We start from the raw sequence: 16,800 nt of genomic DNA on the forward strand, positions 1-16,800 counted from the left end.
TATATCTATCGAGTGGAAACCGCCCTTGCGAGAGATAGCAACATCGAACTGACGGTCAGATTGGATTTTGTGATGGCTGCAAGATTGACGTCGAAACGCAAACGATCATTTTCTCGCCGGAAGGCGACCATTCCCCCGTACTGAGTAAAGGATTCGTCGTCTCCGACGGTGAGAATCGGAAGGTTGCCAAGATCGTTAACCACGGCGCTTATCTCTCCGCGCTGCAGTCCTGGAATAAAGGCGATGTGACAACTGTGAGCATCAGCCACTCGCCGTACATGGGCTACTTTGATGGAGTGTCCCTGAACCTTCTTCGCGCCGATCGTTTTTTCCAGGGAGCCGTCAAACGGATCTCCGTTCACTGTGCAGATTACGAACGGCTCATCGCCGGAAGGAAAGGCAGATGCCGGCCAGGTAGTGAGCTGGGCAAAGTGGAAGAGAAATGCCGCCTTGAGCTGGTATTCGTCATACCCCGGGGCGTCGACCGTAACCGCTCTGAGAGGGGTGAGGAAAAGCCAACCCAGGGTGCCGATCCAAATCGACATGCGTCGCCACGCGCGCCAAAGCGCGAAGGGCCGCTGCAAATCGATTTGTTGTCCGATGAGAGACATTACCGCCCGCCACCGTGCCAGACGAGTTTTATCCGGAAGCTTCTTCCGTCCTGCTGCAATGCATCCTGACGGTGCTGTTCTGCCCCGGGATCGTAGAAGGTCTTGTCGAGTGCGTTATAGAGACTGGCGGAGAGATCAAGATGACCGAAGACGTCCCGGCTCAGCAGAGTGAAGTTCAAGGTGGTATAGGGGCCGACCGTGTTTTGAGCCAGGGTGGAGCGTCGGCCAACATACTGCGCATCGATTGTGGCAAAGGTCTTCTTTGTCAGTAACGGAATGCTGGCATTCAACTTTCCAAGATGCTTTGGCGAGTTGATCTTTCCTTCTCCGTCATCACCTAGCTGCTGGAATGTATTGCTATAGCCGAGGATCGCTGTCGCACCGTTGAGCCATTTTTTCTGGAATGTGGTTTCCAGGCCGGCGGTTTCCATCTTGCCTTCGTTCTCGAATCCGAACGTGTTTGCCTCATTGGTTGCGATGAAGTTCCGCATGCGATTGGCATATAGCGCGGTGGACAGAAGAAACCCGCTGGAGAATTCCCGGTCCCAGTTTCCTTCCCATGCGAGGTTGCGTTCCGCCGCCAATTTGGACGGTGTATATGCCGGGTAGTAGTACAACTCATACGCATTGGGTGAGCGAAATGACTGCCCGAATATGAGTTTGAAATGGTTGCGGTCGCCTTGTGCGAAACGGAGAGCAAGCCGAGGGCTAGTCATCCAGCCGACACGCGGATTGTAGTCAACACGAATGCTCGGAGCGAGCAGGAAGGATCCACGAAGGGGAATCTCACCCTCGATGTAGGGCGCGGCGACGAAGGACGGGTGATCGTAGTTCAGATAGCTGGTGAATGGTGATACGTCGTAATTGGTGACTTCCTGGCGGAAGTCATTCCGATACTCAAAACCTGAGACAAAACGATACTTGTCCCACAACCGGGTAGTGGACTGCAGTTCCAGGCCGAAACTCTCGCCGCGGCCAAAGTCTTTATTGAGGACACTTCCGTCCTGTCCGACCTGAACAAATTTGCCGTCGTACATGTAGCGGTCGAAGTAGGATCGTGCGAGGAGGGAGGAACTATTGCCGATGGAGCGTTCGTAACGAAGATCCAGATATCCATGCGCGTCGGCTTCCCGGTTACGACGATCATTGAACACGTCGCCGAAGGCTCCGGTTGGATCTCCCTTCTCCCGGGCGTTATAAGCCGCCTGAAAGCGCAAGCCGCGTCTGGTCAGGGTTGCGAGCAGGTCAACGAACTGGTCGTCATCCGCATGGCTGACGATGCCGTTATTGGTAGACGGATCGTCATATTCGGGATAGTAGAGCTGCTTGGGGCCCTGGCTGCCATAGAAGGTGCCCGAGAGCAGTGTTTGTATCCCGGCGATCTCGTGTCCATAACTCAGCCGGCCACGATATGTGTTGAATGATCCTGCGTCTGATGCTGCTTCAACCCCATTGAGATCCGAGCCCTTGCGGGTAATAACATTGATTACCCCAAAGACGGCATTTGTGCCATAGAGAGAGGATGCAGGGCCACGTGTGATCTCGACATGATCGATAAGGTCCACATCGATGCCGAATTCGGTACCGACCATCGCCTGTTCGAAGATAGCGTCATTCAGACGGTGTCCATCGACCATCAGCAGCACGCGTGTGTTGTAGTCTCCAGGATTGGAAAAACCGCGCACGCCAACATAGCTGTATTGGCGGTCATAGGTAATGTAAAACCCCTGGACCCCTCGAAGAATGTCTGCGAGTGTGCGGTATCCAGACCGCTGGATCTGTTCACGGGTAACGACTGTCACGGACGCGGGCGCCTCCATGGAGGACTGCGAAAATCGGGAGGCGGTCGAGATCGGCGTATTCAACAGATCGGGAAGAGAGAGCTCCGTGATGTCTGCCGGTTTCTGTTGTGCTGGGAGAGGCGCAATGACTGCGCAAAACATCGTTGCTGCGAGATAGCGGACGAGGCGTGGGGGATGACTGAGCCCGGGGGAGGGAGTTCGCCGTGTTGGGGAGTTCCGGGAGGTGCTAGAGTGCCTCGCCCATCTTTTTTTGTAAACCTTTTCCCCGACCGACACGTTGCCCCCTCAGGCTAAGTGATCTATTTTGTGAGTTTTGTGAAATCATAGAAGGCTCTCTGAAATATCTCCAATCCTATTTAGAAGGCGGTATACGTGCTGCCACTGCAAAAGGGGAAATAGTCAGTTCGTCAGAGTTCCAGGGTGCCTGTCTGCGGACATCATGGGTTCGCCTCCGTTCAAACGATGGATTTTCAGTCTTGATTCGACATGCGATGAATGGGCCCTCTGATCCTTCTATCGGCAATTGCCTGGATAGCCTTAGCTCTATCAGAGTCTGAGACCGGCCATGAGAAGAGGGTTATTCGAAGCTGTTCACAGGAAGCGTGAACGAGATGACGGTACCGCCGCCTGATTCCGCTTTACGGCTGCGGATTTGAATCCTGCCGCCATGTCTGGCGATGATCTCTCCGCTTACCCATAGCCCGAGACCCGAACCCTTTTCCCCTTTGGTTGTGAAGAAAGCGTCGAAGATACGTGCTTTGACTGCTGACTCCATTCCGGGGCCGGTATCGGCTACGGTGATGCGAATACGATCTGTGCCGTCGGCGGAGGTAGAGACGCGGCGGAGCTGTAACCGTAACTTTCCAGGAGTGCCGGCCATGGCATCAAGAGCGTTACTTAGCAGGTTGACCAGTACCTGCCGTATGTCTGAAGCGTGAATCAGAATTGCAGGCACGTCTGCGAAATCTCGTTCTACCGTGACCTGCTGCTCACTGAGCCGGCGAGCGAAGAGCGCCAGCGCAGACTCCAGCAGTTGCGATGGTGCGGTGCGAGTCTGACGGTTGCTCTGACGATGGAACTGAAGGGTTTGTGTCGCAATCTGGGAGACGCGTTGAAGTTCATGCTGGGCATCTCTGAGGTATGACTGTGTCTCTTTATTGACTTCGCTGGAGGTCTCGGCCAGATAGATGAAGTTTGTTACGGCTTCAAGCGGATTGTTGATCTCGTGAGCGATCATCGAGGCCAATTTGCCGACGGCCGCAAGTTTTTCGCTTCGCCGCAAGCTCTCTTCAGCTCTTCGCCGATTAGTGACGTCATCTACCGTTCCAATCGTTCCCATCGGCAGACCCGCTTCATTGAAGAAGACTGTGGATCGTCCGAAGATCCATCGTGTTTCCCCGTCGGGCAGCAGCAATCTGTATTCGATCTCAAAGGAGGATCCGCGGCTGCTTGCATCAGACCAGCCTTCGATAAGATGGGAGACGTCGTCTGGGTGGATGCGGGCGGTCCAGCCCCGTCCAAGGATCTCCGGTTCATTCATATGCCAGATCTCCTGGAGCCGAGGGTTGGTATAGGAGACATTCGCCTGCAGATCGGCCTGAAAGATGCCTACCGGACTGGATGCACTGAGACCGCGGAAGCGGGCTTCGCTGGCGCGAAGCGCCTGCTCCGCAACTTTGCGATCGGTGATGTCGGAAGCAACGCCTACGATCTCTCTGACGGTTCCATCTCCGTCAAGGTAAACACGGCCGTGGCTCAGGATCCAACGCACGCCGCCGTCGGGACGCACAAGGCGGTACTCCATCTTGGCCTCGGAGCCCTGCCGAATTGCCTCCGTCAGAACCTCACGCCGCCGGGCGCGATCATCCGGATGGATCAGTGATTCAAAAAGTTCCGGAGTGATGATGGTTCCCGCAGGGATACCGGCTACGGCATAACACTGCGCATCCCAATCAATGACATTGGTGGCGACGTTATAGGACCAGATCCCGAGACTCGCGGCCCCGGCGGCAAGGCGGATACGTTCCTCACTTCGGCGTAAGGCAAACTCGGTCTGCATCCTCGTTCGCCGCTCCGTTGCTGTTCGTAACTCGCGCAGCACAACGAAGGGCAGGCGGGTGAGATCGTCTTTCTGGAGATAGTCCTGTGCGCCAGCTTTCACCAGGGTGTCGGCATGCTCATGACGGGGACTTTCGCAGATCAGGAGGAAGGGGATTGCCGGGGCAAGTTCACGTACGATTTGAAGCGACACCAGGGCAGGGAGCTCCTGAACGGAATCCCCGCAGATGACAATATCCCAGTCGGAAGAGGCGAGCGCCCTTCTGAGTTGTGTCCCCGTGGACGCGACGCGATAGGTATGCGGCAGGCCTGCTGACTCGAGCGCATGTCGAATCGGAAGGATATCCGTCTCGCGATCGTCAAGAAAGAGAACACGCAGCACGGCACATGACATAGAAACCTGGGCGACAGCCGATCGGGAACTCGGCATCTCAGATGCCCGCAACGAATCGAAGACAATCTTACCGCTTCATGACAGAAATGCCCTAGATCGTCTTTGATGGCATATCAACGCTCTTTGAGCGGTACGTTTCATCAGGACTGGTGCTATGATCGGCATGCTTCTGAGGAGCAATGTTCACGCGCTCTGAACGTTCGTTCGATACACCGAAGAAGCCTCACATCCCATCATGATTCAGCCCGGAGTTATCTTCCAATGACGATGTATCGGTATGCGTTTGTCCTATTTGTTGCAACTTCGATCAAAAGCGTGGCGTTTGCCGCCTCGGCGTATCACTCGCCCTGGGATGCGCATCCAGTAAAAGAGACCAGCGCGGCCTATAGCTGTCCGGAGCCGGCGCACCTGCCCGTGGATTTTGTCACGGATGGCTTCTACGCAGACAACGATCCGACGCACTCCATCATTGATCCGGTGAAACAGAAGGCGTATGCGGAGTCGTCCGGTCCGGTGAAGCGCGAGGGCGATCTGATGGTCGCCGCGGCCGACGAGTTTCGAAAGACTGGATCCGCGCAGGCTGCCAAATGCGTTTTGCAGCACCTGGAATTCCAGGCAAAAGAGGGTGCGCTGACCGGAAAGATGTCATCCTCACAGGCCTACTTTGTTCAGGGATGGGTTGTGGGTGCGGAAGCCATTGCTTATCTGAAGGTCGGGGGGCCGGCAAAGACGACAGCGGCGCAGCGCGCACTGATTTTGCCATGGCTGGAGAAGGTGGGTGCGCAGACGGTGAAGTTCTATGAAGACCGCGCCAAAGAGAGCGGCGGCAACAGAGCCCAGAACCACTTCTACTGGGCTGCAGTGGAACTGGCAGCTATTGGCATTGCGGCGAATAACCCCAACGACTTCGACTGGGCGATGCAGCAGGCGAAAGCCGGGATAGCGTCAATCCGCCCTGACGGAACGCTTGCGGAAGAGATGCGCCGAGGTAAACGCGCTCTGCACTATCACCTCTATGCTGCGTCGCCCCTCGTCATGTTGGCAGAGCTCGGACTGGCGAACGGTGTCGATCTTTATGCGGAGCACTCCGGGGCTTTGAAGAAGTTGATTGCTATCTCGACGACTGGCCTGGTCGATTCCTCATTTTTCGATAAGCAGACCGGGATTCCGCAGGAGCGTCCTGATCCACCGACAGCCGAAGCAATCGGCTGGGCAGAACCCTACAATCGCCGTTTTCCCGATCCTGTTACGACAAAGCTGCTCGCTGCGGCTCCCAGCCATAGCTACATGTACCTGGGCGGACTTCCGCCTCAATAAAAGTATTGTCCCGGTCTGTGAGAGACAAAAGAAAAGAGGCCAGCTTCGAGCTGGCCTCTTTCCATTCGAGTCGTGTTGGTTAGAAGGTGAGGCGAAGACCGAGCTGCGTCTGGCGCATCGAATTTGCGCCGGTGATCTTGCCGTAGTTGGGCGAGTTCAAGGTCGCATTCGGATTGCTGAGGTTCACATTGTTCAGGACGTTGGTGAATTCGCCGCGGAACTGCAGCGTGCTCTTCTCCCAGAGTGCGAAGTTCCGGAAGAAGGCAACGTCCACAGACTTCGATCCCGGGCCGTCCAGAGTATTCCGTCCGGTCGTGCCTTCGGTAGCCGTGGTTGGAGCAACGAATGCTGCCGTATTGAACCAGGCGTTGATGACGTCGTTCCGCGAACGGTGAGCTTCAAGGTATGGGTTTCCGACGATATTAGGACGATCGTTGTTCGTACCATCCAGGTTGGTATCGGTACCGTTGGTGACGGTGAATGGAGCTCCGCTACGGAAGCGGATGATCGGAGAGACCTGCCATCCATTGGCCGCGGTTTTGATGTAGCGGTTGTTGCCGTTGTAGTAGTCCAGCATCCACACAACCGAAGTGGTGAACATGTGGCGGTAGTCGTTGTCAGAGCGGCCGCGTTCGAGCCAGAGCTTGGTCTGATTGACCACAGAGGCGGTGCTGTTCTGCATACCGAGGCTGGCCCAGTTCTTCGCCCATACATAGAAGCTACGCACCGTAAAGTGCTGGCTCATGCGCTTGTTCGCTGTGACCTGCATTGCGTGATAAGCACTGGTCTGGTTGGAGCCGAAGATGTTGATTCCCTGATAGGTAATGGGAATGCCCTGGTAGTTGGTGGCTGTGCCGGTCGATAGCGGAGGATTCGGCTGGTAAGGCCGGCGCTGATCGACATTGCTGGTGGAAGGCGCCGCGGCGCCGACGTTCACAAGCATGGGGTAGTTGACGTCCGTCGTGTAGGGAAGGTGGCGCCCCATGGCTCCAACGTAGCCCACAGAGGTTGCAAAGGTGGAGGTCCACTGTTGCTCGACGGTAAGGTTCGCCTGATAGGCCGAGGTCCAATCGAAGTTCGGATCCGTTCCAGGAGCTGAGAACGGAGCGGTGAAGCGGGGAGCGGATGGCGTGTAGTTGTACGGGAAAGGGGAGCCTCCCGCCACATTGGCGTAGGGATCGGTGATCGACTTCACATTTGTGAAGGATGCCCGGAAGGAGAAGGGCTGACCGGCCGCTCCCCATTCGTTGCCAGAGATGCTGCCCCAGAAGATACCGGCGCCGCCGCGAACCGCGATCTTCGAGTTGCCAAAGACATCCCATGCAAAGCCGACACGCGGAGAGAAGTGATTCCAGCGAACCGGAACAATGCCGCGCGAGACACCCTTATCGCCGGGCACGAGCAATCCGAGCGGAGCGCTGGAGATGGTGGTTGATTGCTGACCGAACTTGAAGTTCTCCACCTTGTTGTCGGTATCGACAGGTGGTGTCTGTACATCCCAGCGCAGGCCGAGATTAAAGGTCAGGTTGGAGGTAATGCGGTAGTCGTCCATCAGGAACAGGCCGGCATACCAGCTATTCATCCGCTGAATGCTAGGCGCGTCCTGGTTCATGGAATTGGGAAGTCCCAGGAGGAAGTCCGACAGCGCGTTGTAGCTGCGCGACTTCGCTGACGTGAAGTTGAAGATTCCGTAGTTATTCAGCAGCGATTCCTGGATGTCTTTGTCGAGAGCCGCATTGCCGCCGAAACGCAGGGAGTGTTTGCCTTTGGTCCAGATGATGGTGTCGCGCACCTCATAGTAGTTGGAACCGGCGCGTGGGCCGGCGATGGCATTACCGGCGGTGAAATAGCCACTGACGGCGATCTGCGGAAGTGATGGAGTTCCCTGAACCTGGAACTTCGAACCATACTCGCTGATCTGGTGTGCTGGAGTGTTCACGCGGCCGCCCAGGTTGCGCGCAAATGAGATCCAAGCCTGGTTGATCAGCGTGGGGCTGATCGTATAGACGTGGCTGATATTGGCATTCCACTGGCGCCATACATAGTTCTGCTGTGACCACGGCAGGTTTCCGCCGGCGTTCTGGGAGTTGATGCCCGCTGTCTCGAAGACTTCGCCGGTGAGCCGTTGGTTTGCGGTCAACTGGTGGTCGACCTTCATCAGGAATTCGTCGGTGTTGTTCTGGTTGCGGATATAGCCGGCGTACGTGTTGCCGGCGCCGTTCGGCAGGGGAATCGATGGCAGGCCGTTGGCGCCCTTGAGGATGTTCTGCACTGTTGCATCGAGGTCAGAAGCCGGAATGATGTTGCCGGCATACGGTTTGTTGGTTTTTGGGTTGCAGACGTAGAAACTGGTCGATGTGCCGCTTTGACAGGAAGATGCTGCCGGCCCCGAAGGCAGATTCTCGCTGAAGTTGCCCGCTCGCTGTGCTGCTGAAGGAACCACGGCTGCGCCGTTGCTGATCGGCGTTGTCGTAATCTGCCTCAGACCGCCATAGCTGAAGAAAAAGAAGGTCTTGTCGCGCTTGATCGGGCCGCCGACGGTGCCGCCGAACTGATGACGGTGCAACGGCTGCGCCGCAGGAGCGGACGCTACAAAGCTGCGGTCAAGAGCGTTGAGGGCATTCTCCCGCCAGAACTCGAAGAGCGAGCCGTGAAAGGCATTTGTGCCCGACTTGGTGATGACGTTGATGACGCCGTTCGGGAAGCGGCCATACTCTGCGCTGTAGTTATTGGTCTCCACACGGAACTCATTGACCGCATCTGGATTAGGCTGCGTATTCCCGGTATTGCGCAGGCCTGTCATGTTCGTGCCGCCGTCCATGTAGTAGCTGGTGGAACCAGCATTGCCGAGCATGACGCCGCCGTTGATCTGAACAGTCTGCTGCGGATAACCGAGAGTGTAGGAGGTGGTATTCGTCTGCACGCCAGGAACCAGCGTCAGCAGGTCATAGACGTTACGGTTCACGATGGGCAGATTGACGATCTCGCTATTCTGCACCGTGGCGCCGACCACCGAGTTGGTGACATTCACAAGTGGCACGTCGGAGTTGATGCTGATGGTTTCAGAGGTATCGCCAATCTGGAGAGCTGCATTGACCGTGGCAAACTGGCCCAGGCTCAGGACGATACCTGACTGTGCGAAGGTCTTGAATCCTTCAGCCTTGATGGTCAGGCGATATCCGCCGACTGGAAGCAGATCGATGCGCCAGGCGCCCTGGTCATTGCTGTCTGTGCTCTGGGTAAAACCAGTGTCTGTATTGACGGCGGTGATGTGAGCTTTCGGAACGAGCGCTCCGGTATTGTCCTGGACCTCTCCGGAGAGCGTCGCCGTTGTGAGCTGTCCAACGGCCATGGACGAGAAGAAAACGAGACACGTGGCCACACAAAGAATGCGTACTGCAGTTCGGATCATTGTTTTTATACCCCCGAGGGATGTTGGCCAGTCTGCTCGTCAGGATTTTCGATTGTCAAGGGTAAAACTTAATTCTCGTATATGGAATAAAGGCAAGAATTGCAATGAAATCAAAATGGCGCCCAGTATGCGCGCGGATATTCCAAAAGATGGAGAAATGTCCCGTTATTTGTAGAGATTCGACATGCGGCAGGAAACGTATTGCGTATGAGAAAACGAACAGGTGAAAGGCGTCGTTTCTTTCAATTTCTGCTGTCGCGGAGGAAAAACAACGCTTCATAGGTGAAATGCGGGAGATCTCGTTTATTTAAAGCAAAACTGCCGCCTGGAGAGGCGGCAGTTGCAGGTAAGGGTGTTGCTCAGTATTAGCGGACGTGCTGCTCCTGATAGGACGGCTCGGCCCACGCAGCGCCGCCGGGATACTGATAGGTCTCCAGCGATTCCGGATAGATCTGAATGCTGTAGCCGGGCGCTTCGGGCAGAAGGTACTTGCCCTTGCGGATGCGGACCGGGTGCAGGAAGTGTTCGTGGAGGTGGTCGACGTACTCGATCACGCGGTTTTCGAGGCTCCGCGAGACACGCAGATAGTCGAAGAACGAGAGGTGCTGGACATACTCGCAAAGTCCTACACCGCCTGCGTGCGGGCATACCGGGATGCCAAACTTCGCCGCCATCAGCAGGATGGCGATGTTCTCATTGACTCCGGCGACGCGGCAACTATCGATCTGGCAGACGTCAATGGCTTCGGCTTGCATAAGCTGCTTGAACATCACGCGGTTGTGGCAGTGCTCTCCGGTGGCTATACGTGTCGGTTTGCACTCTCTGCGGATTCGCGCATGGCCAAGGATGTCGTCAGGGCTGGTGGGCTCTTCCATCCACCAGGGTTCGAGCTCCTGCAGTTGGTGAATGCGATCGATGGATTCGGCGACGCCCCATTTCTGGTTTGCATCGACCATCATGCGATTCTCCCAGCCGATCTCCTCCCGCACGATGCGTCCGCGGCGCAAGTCGTCCGCTGGATCGCCGCCAACCTTCAGCTTGAAGTGAGTCCAGCCGTCGGCCAGACCTTCACGGCACAGACGCCTGATCTTCTCGTCGCTGAAGCCGAACCATCCGGCTGAGGTGGTGTAAGCCGGGTAACCTTCCGCCTGAAGCTGGGCAAGCCGTTCGCTCATGCCGGCCTTTCCAGCATCGAGAATCGCCTTTGCCTCATCACGCGAGATGGCGTCGTCGATGTACCGGAAATCCACCGCTGAGAGAAGCTGTTCGGTCTCCATCTCCGCAAGCAGCTTCCAAAGCGGCTTGCCCTCTACCTTGGCGTAAAGGTCCCAGACCGCGTTGATCAGGGCCCCGGTCGCAAGGTGGATCACGCCTTTTTCCGGACCGAGCCAGCGGAACTGGCTCTCATCGGTCAGCTCACGGGAGAAGGCGGCGAAGTTGGAGACGATGGAGGAAAGTGTGCGGCCTTTGACGGTCCGGGCGAGGTAATCGAGAGCCTGGACAACAATGTCCGTGCCGCGTCCGAGAGTAAACGTCAGTCCATGACCTTCCAGTCCGGAGTTCGTTTCCAGGATGCAGTAGGCGGCCGAGTAATCAGGATCCTTGTTGACCGCATCCGAGCCGATGGCCTCGCGAGATGTCGGGAAGCGGAGGTCGATAGTTCGTATACGTTCAATGCGAAGATCGTTCACGGTGTGTTCCTTCCACTAGTGGGTAATACCGGTTGCGGGTTGTGCTGTAGCTGCTTGTTCGGCCACTGGAATGCTTTTTGTCATCATCCATGCGTAGAGAGCGACAAACAGATAGCAGACCGCTGTAACGGAGTAGCCGAGTGCATAACTGGAGAAGCGATGAGCGACATAGCCGAGGAGCGGCGGAATGATGGCGCCGCCCACGACTGCCATGACAATGGTGGAGCCGCCAAGCTTCGCGGCCGGGCCGAGACCCGACACGCCGACTGCGAAGATGGACGGAAACATCGGAGCCATAAAGAAGCTGGTCGCGAGAATCGCACCAGCACCCACCAGGCTGGGATGGGTGATACAGATTGACAGCAGGCACAGATTAATCGCGGCGTAGGCGAGAACCAGCCGCATCGGCCGGATCCAGCGCATCAGGGCGGTTGCGGCGAAGCGGCCAACTGAGAATGCGATCAGATTTCCGATCAGCCAATAAGCTGCCTTCTTTTCCGTAAGTGTCGTGTACTGACGGAGATAAGGGATCAGAGAGGACCATGTGCTGATCTGCGCCCCGCAATAGCAGAATTGAGCTGCTGCGGACCACCATAGCCGTGGAGCATGCAGCAGGTCCGAAAACATCGCGGCTTCGCCGCCAGCCGATTCGACAGATTGGTCGATCGACGGGAAGCGGACTCGCCAGATTAGAAACGCCAGAAAGAAGACGACACAGCCAAGCCCCAGATAGACCGGGACAACGCGCATGATCTCGCTATGCAGATAGCTCTGATAGGTTCCCTGGAGCTTCATCGCCGCGATCTGCGCGGGCTTGAGCTCGATGCCCGAGAAGATGAAGGTGGCCCCGAGTATGACACCGGTTATCGTTCCCGGTGGATTGAACGCCTGGGAGAAATTGAGCCGCTGCACCGAGGTTTCAGCAGGACCGAACTGCGCGATGAACGGATTGGCGGCGGTCTCAAGCACAGCTGATCCGCAGCCGACAAAAAAGAGGGCAGTCAGGAAAGTCCAATACTTTCCAACCGCGGCCGCGGGCCAGAACATCAGCATGCCCGTGCCGAAAAGAAAGAGTCCGCCCAGGATGCCCGCTTTGTAGCCGCGCCGCTCCATCAGGAAGGCTGCCGGCAACGCCATACAGAAATATCCAAAGAAAACAGATGTCTGCACCAACTGGGCCTGCATCTGCGTCAGCTCGAACGACTTCTGGAACTGCTGCACCAGGATGTCGGTGAGGTTATTGGACATGCCCCAAAGGAAGAAGAGGACGGTCACAAGGACAAAGACCGCCATGTTTCCCTTGGGGAAGATGCCCGGTGCGTGCGATTTCTGTGAAGCGGCCATCGTCAGATCGCCTTTCCCTGCGTTGAGAGTCTGGGAATCTTGTAAGTGCGGCAGCAGGTTCCGGCAAAGAGGCTCTGCTGCTCGGAATCGCTGAGGGTGGCAAAGTACTGCCGAAGGAAGTTCCACCACCGTTTATAGTCTGTCGCCAAAAGGCAGACAGGCCAATCGGAACCGGCCATAAGTCTGTCTGCGCCAAAGGCTTCAAGACAGACGTCGAGATAGGGCGCCAGCGTTTCGGTAGACCACGACTTCCAGTCGCCTTCCGTAACCAGGCCGGAGATCTTACAGACAACATTGGGCCGTTTCGCCAGTTCGCGGAGATTGGCCGCCCAGGGCTCGATCTCTCGCGCGGCAATGCGCGGTTTGGCGGCATGGTCGACAACAAACGGTTGGTTGGGATGGCGATCGACGAAGCGGATCGCCTCCTCGAGCTGATGCTGAAAGATCAGGATGTCGTAGATGAGGCCGCTGGCCTGCAGGTGCTCGATACCGCGATTGAAGGCGGGTGCATCGAGGAAGCCGGCGTGCTCGGCCTGGACGACGTGGCGCAGACCCAGGAGCTTCGGCTCCTGGCTGAGCCGTTCCAGAAGCGCAGGGAAGCCGTCCTCCGCAATGGGAGCCCAGCCTACCACCCCGCAGAGAAAAGAATGCTGCGCCGCTAGCTTCAGCAGCCACTCCGTCTCCCCAATCGTTTGTCTCGCCTGCACTGTGACGGCCCCATCGATGTCGGCCTCTTCCATCTTAAGCTTCAAATCCGATGGAAGAAAATCCTGCCGCAGCTCCGGCATCTCCGGGGAGATCCAGTCATACTGGTTCTCGTCATACTCCCAGAGATGGTGGTGTGCATCCACGCAGACTTGCCTGGAGTTGCTGTTATGAAGCTTGGTGGAATCCGAAGGCATCGCGTCAGGCAGACTCCAAAATCACATTTGCATACTGGATCGTTTCGGCTGTCCGGATCAGGCCGATGGCATGTGGAACCCGCTTTTTGAAATCGATGTGTGGTTCCCAGCCGATAGGAGGAAGAAGTGACGTAAACCGCGCCACGGTTGCTGCGTCGTTCATCTCCTGGAACTCCCGCGCCATCCAGCATTTTCCAACAATGAAGTTAGGACGCAGCGCCAGGAGTACATCGGTCACAGTGGGAATGTTGTCCACCAGGGAGATGTCGACCGTCTCAATCATCGGCCAGTAGGGAAAGCCACGGTCGGCGATAACGAGAGTATTGGTGTGTCTGACTCTGCTAAGCAGTGAATTGATATGAGGATTGAGGATTCCGGTTCGCAGCATATGTTCAACGCTTCCTGGTCATACCGATAGCGGTTAGCGGTGCGGCCGGTGACATCTCGTCCTTCGGTAGGGAGAGATGATGCGGTAACGCAACCGTCAGGCTGCCCAAACAGATGGCAGTGAGCATGTTATCGCACTCCAATGTCACGCTTGCTCCAACATGGGCGCGTTCAGACTGCCCCTCGGTAAATTGCTGGCAGTTTATGTTTTCCTATTGTATTTCGTCAATAAAAATATTTTTTTGCATACGGTAATCCAGCCGACTTTTTCTCAGCCTGCGAAACGCCGGATTCTTATTTGGCAACCGGTCTTTTGCGATGCTATAACTCCGGGAATGACAACTGGTATGCCATCCTCTCCATTTCGCCTTGAAGGAAAATCTGCGGTCGTTACGGGCGGTGCAAGCGGCATCGGCAATGCGATTGCTATTGCCTTCGCCGAGGCCGGAGCACGCATCACACTTCTCGATATCAATCCCGCGCAGTTAGAGGCTGCGGCTGCAGCGATTCCGGGTGCAAACGGTATTCCGTGCGACGTAAGTGAGCCAGAGCAGGTGCAGCAGGCATTTGCAGCGATCGGCGAGGCAGGTGGAACCGACATCCTGGTAAACAGTGCCGGCGTTTCGCATATCGGAACGCTGCTCTCGACCGACGTAGCTTCGTTTGATCGTCTGTTCCGGATCAATGTCAAAGGCTCGTACCTGGTGATGCAGGCCGCAGTTGCCCAGATGGTCGAGAAGAAGAGCGGAGTCATCCTGAACATGGCGTCGGTTGCCGCCACTGCCGGGCTGTCAGACAGGTTCGCTTATTCCATGAGCAAGGGGGCGGTGTTGTCGATGACGCTCTCTACTGCGAAGGACTATCTGCAGCACGGTATCCGGTGCAACTGTATCTCGCCTGCACGGGTGCACACCCCGTTCGTCGACAACTTTTTGGCGCGTAACTACGCGGGCAAAGAGGCGGAGCAGATGGCGCGTCTGGCAGCCGCCCAGCCGATCGGCCGCATGGGAACTCCTCAGGAGATTGCGCTTCTGGCGCTATACCTTTGTTCGGATGCTTCGTCGTTTGTGACCGGCGCCGACTATCCGATTGACGGCGGCTTCTTCAATCTTCGCTAAAGGGCGCATATGGATCTGGGACTTAAGGGGAAGGTCATTGCCGTCACCGGCGGAGGCTCCGGCATTGGTGAGGGAATCACCCGTGCATGTCTGGCTGAAGGCGCCAGGGTGGTGATATTGGGCCGTGTAACAGCGGCCGTACGGCAACTGATGGAAGAGGTGAACCAGAAAGGTCTGCCCTGTGAGCTGGTTGAGATGGAACTGGCAGACACCCGCCAGTGCCGGACAGCGATCGACCATATACAGGCCAAATATGGCGAACTCTTTGGGTTAGTCAATAATGCCGGCGCGAATGATGGAATCGGCCTGGAGAACGGTACGCCAGAGCGGTTTATGGAGAGCCTCCAGCAGAACCTGCTGCACTATTACGCTTTGGCCCAGTTCGCATTGCCTCTTTTAAAGGCGTCGGTAGGTGCGATCGTGAATATCAGCTCGAAGGTCGCGATGACGGGGCAGGGCGGAACCTCAGCCTATGCCGCCGCAAAAGGGGCGCAGCTTGCCTTGACCCGGGAATGGGCGGCGGAGTTGTTGCCATACGGCATCCGGGTGAATGCCGTGGTGCCGGCTGAGGTGATGACTCCTCTGTATCAAACCTGGCTGAAGACCGTAGGCGATCCCGAGAAGGAGCTGTCGCGCATCAAATCCCGCATTCCCCTCGGTCACCGGATGACGACGATCGAGGAGATCGGGGCACTGACCGCCTTTCTGTTGTCTCCTACAATGTCTGGCCATACTACCGGGCAGCATCTTAGCGCCGATGGCGGCTATGTACATCTGGACAGAGCCCTTACCTAGCAGGCAGGGCGGATGTGCGCTAGAGCATTTCCCTGTAGGTGTCGTGTAGGGCTTCCACATCTATGGGCGTTTTCCGTAATGAAAACGCCACTGCACGCCCCCTCACGGGCTACCCAGCAACAGGGAAATGCTCTAAAGTATCCAGATAACTCGCCATGAGCCTTAAACAGACCGCCAAGCAGACCAGCCCGCGCACCAAGCGCAACCTTAAAAACGATTATGCCGCGCCTGCCCTCGACAAGGGGCTCGACGTGATCGAACTTTTGGCCCATCAGACCGTCGGTTTGAGCATGAGCCAGATCGCGCGAGAGCTGAACCGCAGCGTCTCAGAGATCTTTCGCATGTTGCTCTGTCTGGAACATCGGGGATACATTGCGCAGGCCGGTGCAGAGAAGTACTCTTTGACGCTGAAGCTCTTCAAGCTGGTGCAGGAGCATCCGCCCACGGAGCGTCTCATCAGCGAAGCTCTACCCGTCATGCACCGGCTGGCGTCGCAGACCATGCAGTCCTGCCACCTGGGTGTGGTCGAGAGCGGTCGTGTCGTGATTCTGGCGCAGGTCAATGCGCCTACTTCCGTCGGCTTTTACGTAAAGCTTGGATCGACCGTGGACATCATGGAGGCCTCGTCCGGGTACGTCATTCTGGCTCATCAGAATAAGGCGGAGCAGGAGCGGACCCTGACGGAGTGGCAGCGTGAGACCGGCCGCAAGCCGCCGAAGAACCTCGAAGCCCATCTTGCGCTCATCCAGAAGAAGGGTTTCGAAAAGCGCGAGAGCTACCAGGTACGTGGCGTCGTCAACTTCAGTTTTCCGGTGCTGGATCACACGGGCTCAGCTATCGCGGCGATCACTATCCCGTACATCGACCACATGGACGCTCATATCTCTCCGGCGAGCATTACAGAGATGCTGCGTGCGGGAACACAAGAGGTGTCGAAAGCGATCGGACTGCACGTTTGATCGCTTTCGA

At 56.7% G+C, this 16,800-nt stretch carries 12 protein-coding genes; 4 read left to right on the forward strand and 8 right to left on the reverse strand.

Annotated elements, in window-relative coordinates; genetic code table 11:
- Window positions 1-5: 5 nt before the first annotated feature.
- The 3 genes from FTW19_RS09800 to FTW19_RS09810 form a co-directional block, all read right to left on the reverse strand.
- Window positions 6-545, reverse strand: coding sequence for a YfiR family protein (locus tag FTW19_RS09800; protein WP_187143399.1), 540 nt, complete (start codon window positions 543-545; stop codon window positions 6-8).
- Window positions 546-610: 65 nt separating this feature from the next.
- A complete protein-coding gene (locus FTW19_RS09805; RefSeq protein ID WP_147647454.1) occupies window positions 611-2,554 on the reverse strand; it encodes a TonB-dependent receptor plug domain-containing protein in 1,944 nt (647 codons plus the stop codon).
- 436 nt (window positions 2,555-2,990) lie between these two features.
- On the reverse strand, window positions 2,991-4,901 hold the full coding sequence (locus FTW19_RS09810) for a PAS domain-containing protein (RefSeq protein WP_147647455.1): 1,911 nt from the start codon (window positions 4,899-4,901) through the stop codon (window positions 2,991-2,993).
- 225 nt (window positions 4,902-5,126) lie between these two features.
- Here FTW19_RS09810 and FTW19_RS09815 point away from each other — a divergent pair, with 225 nt between their 5' ends.
- Complete coding sequence (locus FTW19_RS09815) at window positions 5,127-6,182, forward strand: alginate lyase family protein (RefSeq protein WP_187143400.1); 1,056 nt, start codon at window positions 5,127-5,129, stop codon at window positions 6,180-6,182.
- A 79-nt stretch (window positions 6,183-6,261) separates the two neighbouring features.
- On the opposite strand, the gene FTW19_RS09820 is transcribed toward FTW19_RS09815, so the two are convergent.
- From FTW19_RS09820 to FTW19_RS09840, 5 genes are all read right to left on the reverse strand, one after another.
- Window positions 6,262-9,564 carry a TonB-dependent receptor gene (locus FTW19_RS09820; protein WP_222705559.1) on the reverse strand — a complete coding sequence of 1,101 codons (3,303 nt, stop codon included), beginning with the start codon at window positions 9,562-9,564 and terminating at the stop codon, window positions 6,262-6,264.
- A gap of 395 nt (window positions 9,565-9,959) precedes the next feature.
- A complete protein-coding gene (locus tag FTW19_RS09825; RefSeq protein WP_147647457.1) occupies window positions 9,960-11,285 on the reverse strand; it encodes an enolase C-terminal domain-like protein in 1,326 nt (441 codons plus the stop codon).
- 15 nt (window positions 11,286-11,300) lie between these two features.
- Window positions 11,301-12,629 carry an L-fucose:H+ symporter permease gene (fucP, locus tag FTW19_RS09830; protein ID WP_246153661.1) on the reverse strand — a complete coding sequence of 443 codons (1,329 nt, stop codon included), beginning with the start codon at window positions 12,627-12,629 and terminating at the stop codon, window positions 11,301-11,303.
- 2 nt (window positions 12,630-12,631) lie between these two features.
- Window positions 12,632-13,531: an amidohydrolase family protein gene (locus FTW19_RS09835; protein WP_147647458.1), complete on the reverse strand. Its 900-nt coding sequence runs from the start codon at window positions 13,529-13,531 to the stop codon at window positions 12,632-12,634.
- 4 nt (window positions 13,532-13,535) lie between these two features.
- Complete coding sequence (locus FTW19_RS09840) at window positions 13,536-13,919, reverse strand: RbsD/FucU domain-containing protein (RefSeq protein WP_147647459.1); 384 nt, start codon at window positions 13,917-13,919, stop codon at window positions 13,536-13,538.
- A gap of 346 nt (window positions 13,920-14,265) precedes the next feature.
- Here FTW19_RS09840 and FTW19_RS09845 point away from each other — a divergent pair, with 346 nt between their 5' ends.
- From FTW19_RS09845 to FTW19_RS09855, 3 genes are all read left to right on the forward strand, one after another.
- Entirely contained in the window at window positions 14,266-15,036 is a 771-nt protein-coding gene (locus tag FTW19_RS09845; protein WP_147647460.1) for an SDR family NAD(P)-dependent oxidoreductase, read from the forward strand.
- 9 nt (window positions 15,037-15,045) lie between these two features.
- Window positions 15,046-15,831 (forward strand): SDR family oxidoreductase, encoded by a 786-nt coding sequence (locus FTW19_RS09850; RefSeq protein ID WP_147647461.1) that lies wholly within the window; start codon window positions 15,046-15,048, stop codon window positions 15,829-15,831.
- Window positions 15,832-15,986: 155 nt separating this feature from the next.
- Window positions 15,987-16,790, forward strand: coding sequence for an IclR family transcriptional regulator (locus FTW19_RS09855; protein ID WP_147647462.1), 804 nt, complete (start codon window positions 15,987-15,989; stop codon window positions 16,788-16,790).
- The last annotated feature ends 10 nt before the right edge of the window (window positions 16,791-16,800 follow it).

It is taken from the genome of Terriglobus albidus, assembly GCF_008000815.1.
Classification (GTDB): Bacteria; Acidobacteriota; Terriglobia; order Terriglobales; family Acidobacteriaceae; genus Terriglobus; species Terriglobus albidus_A.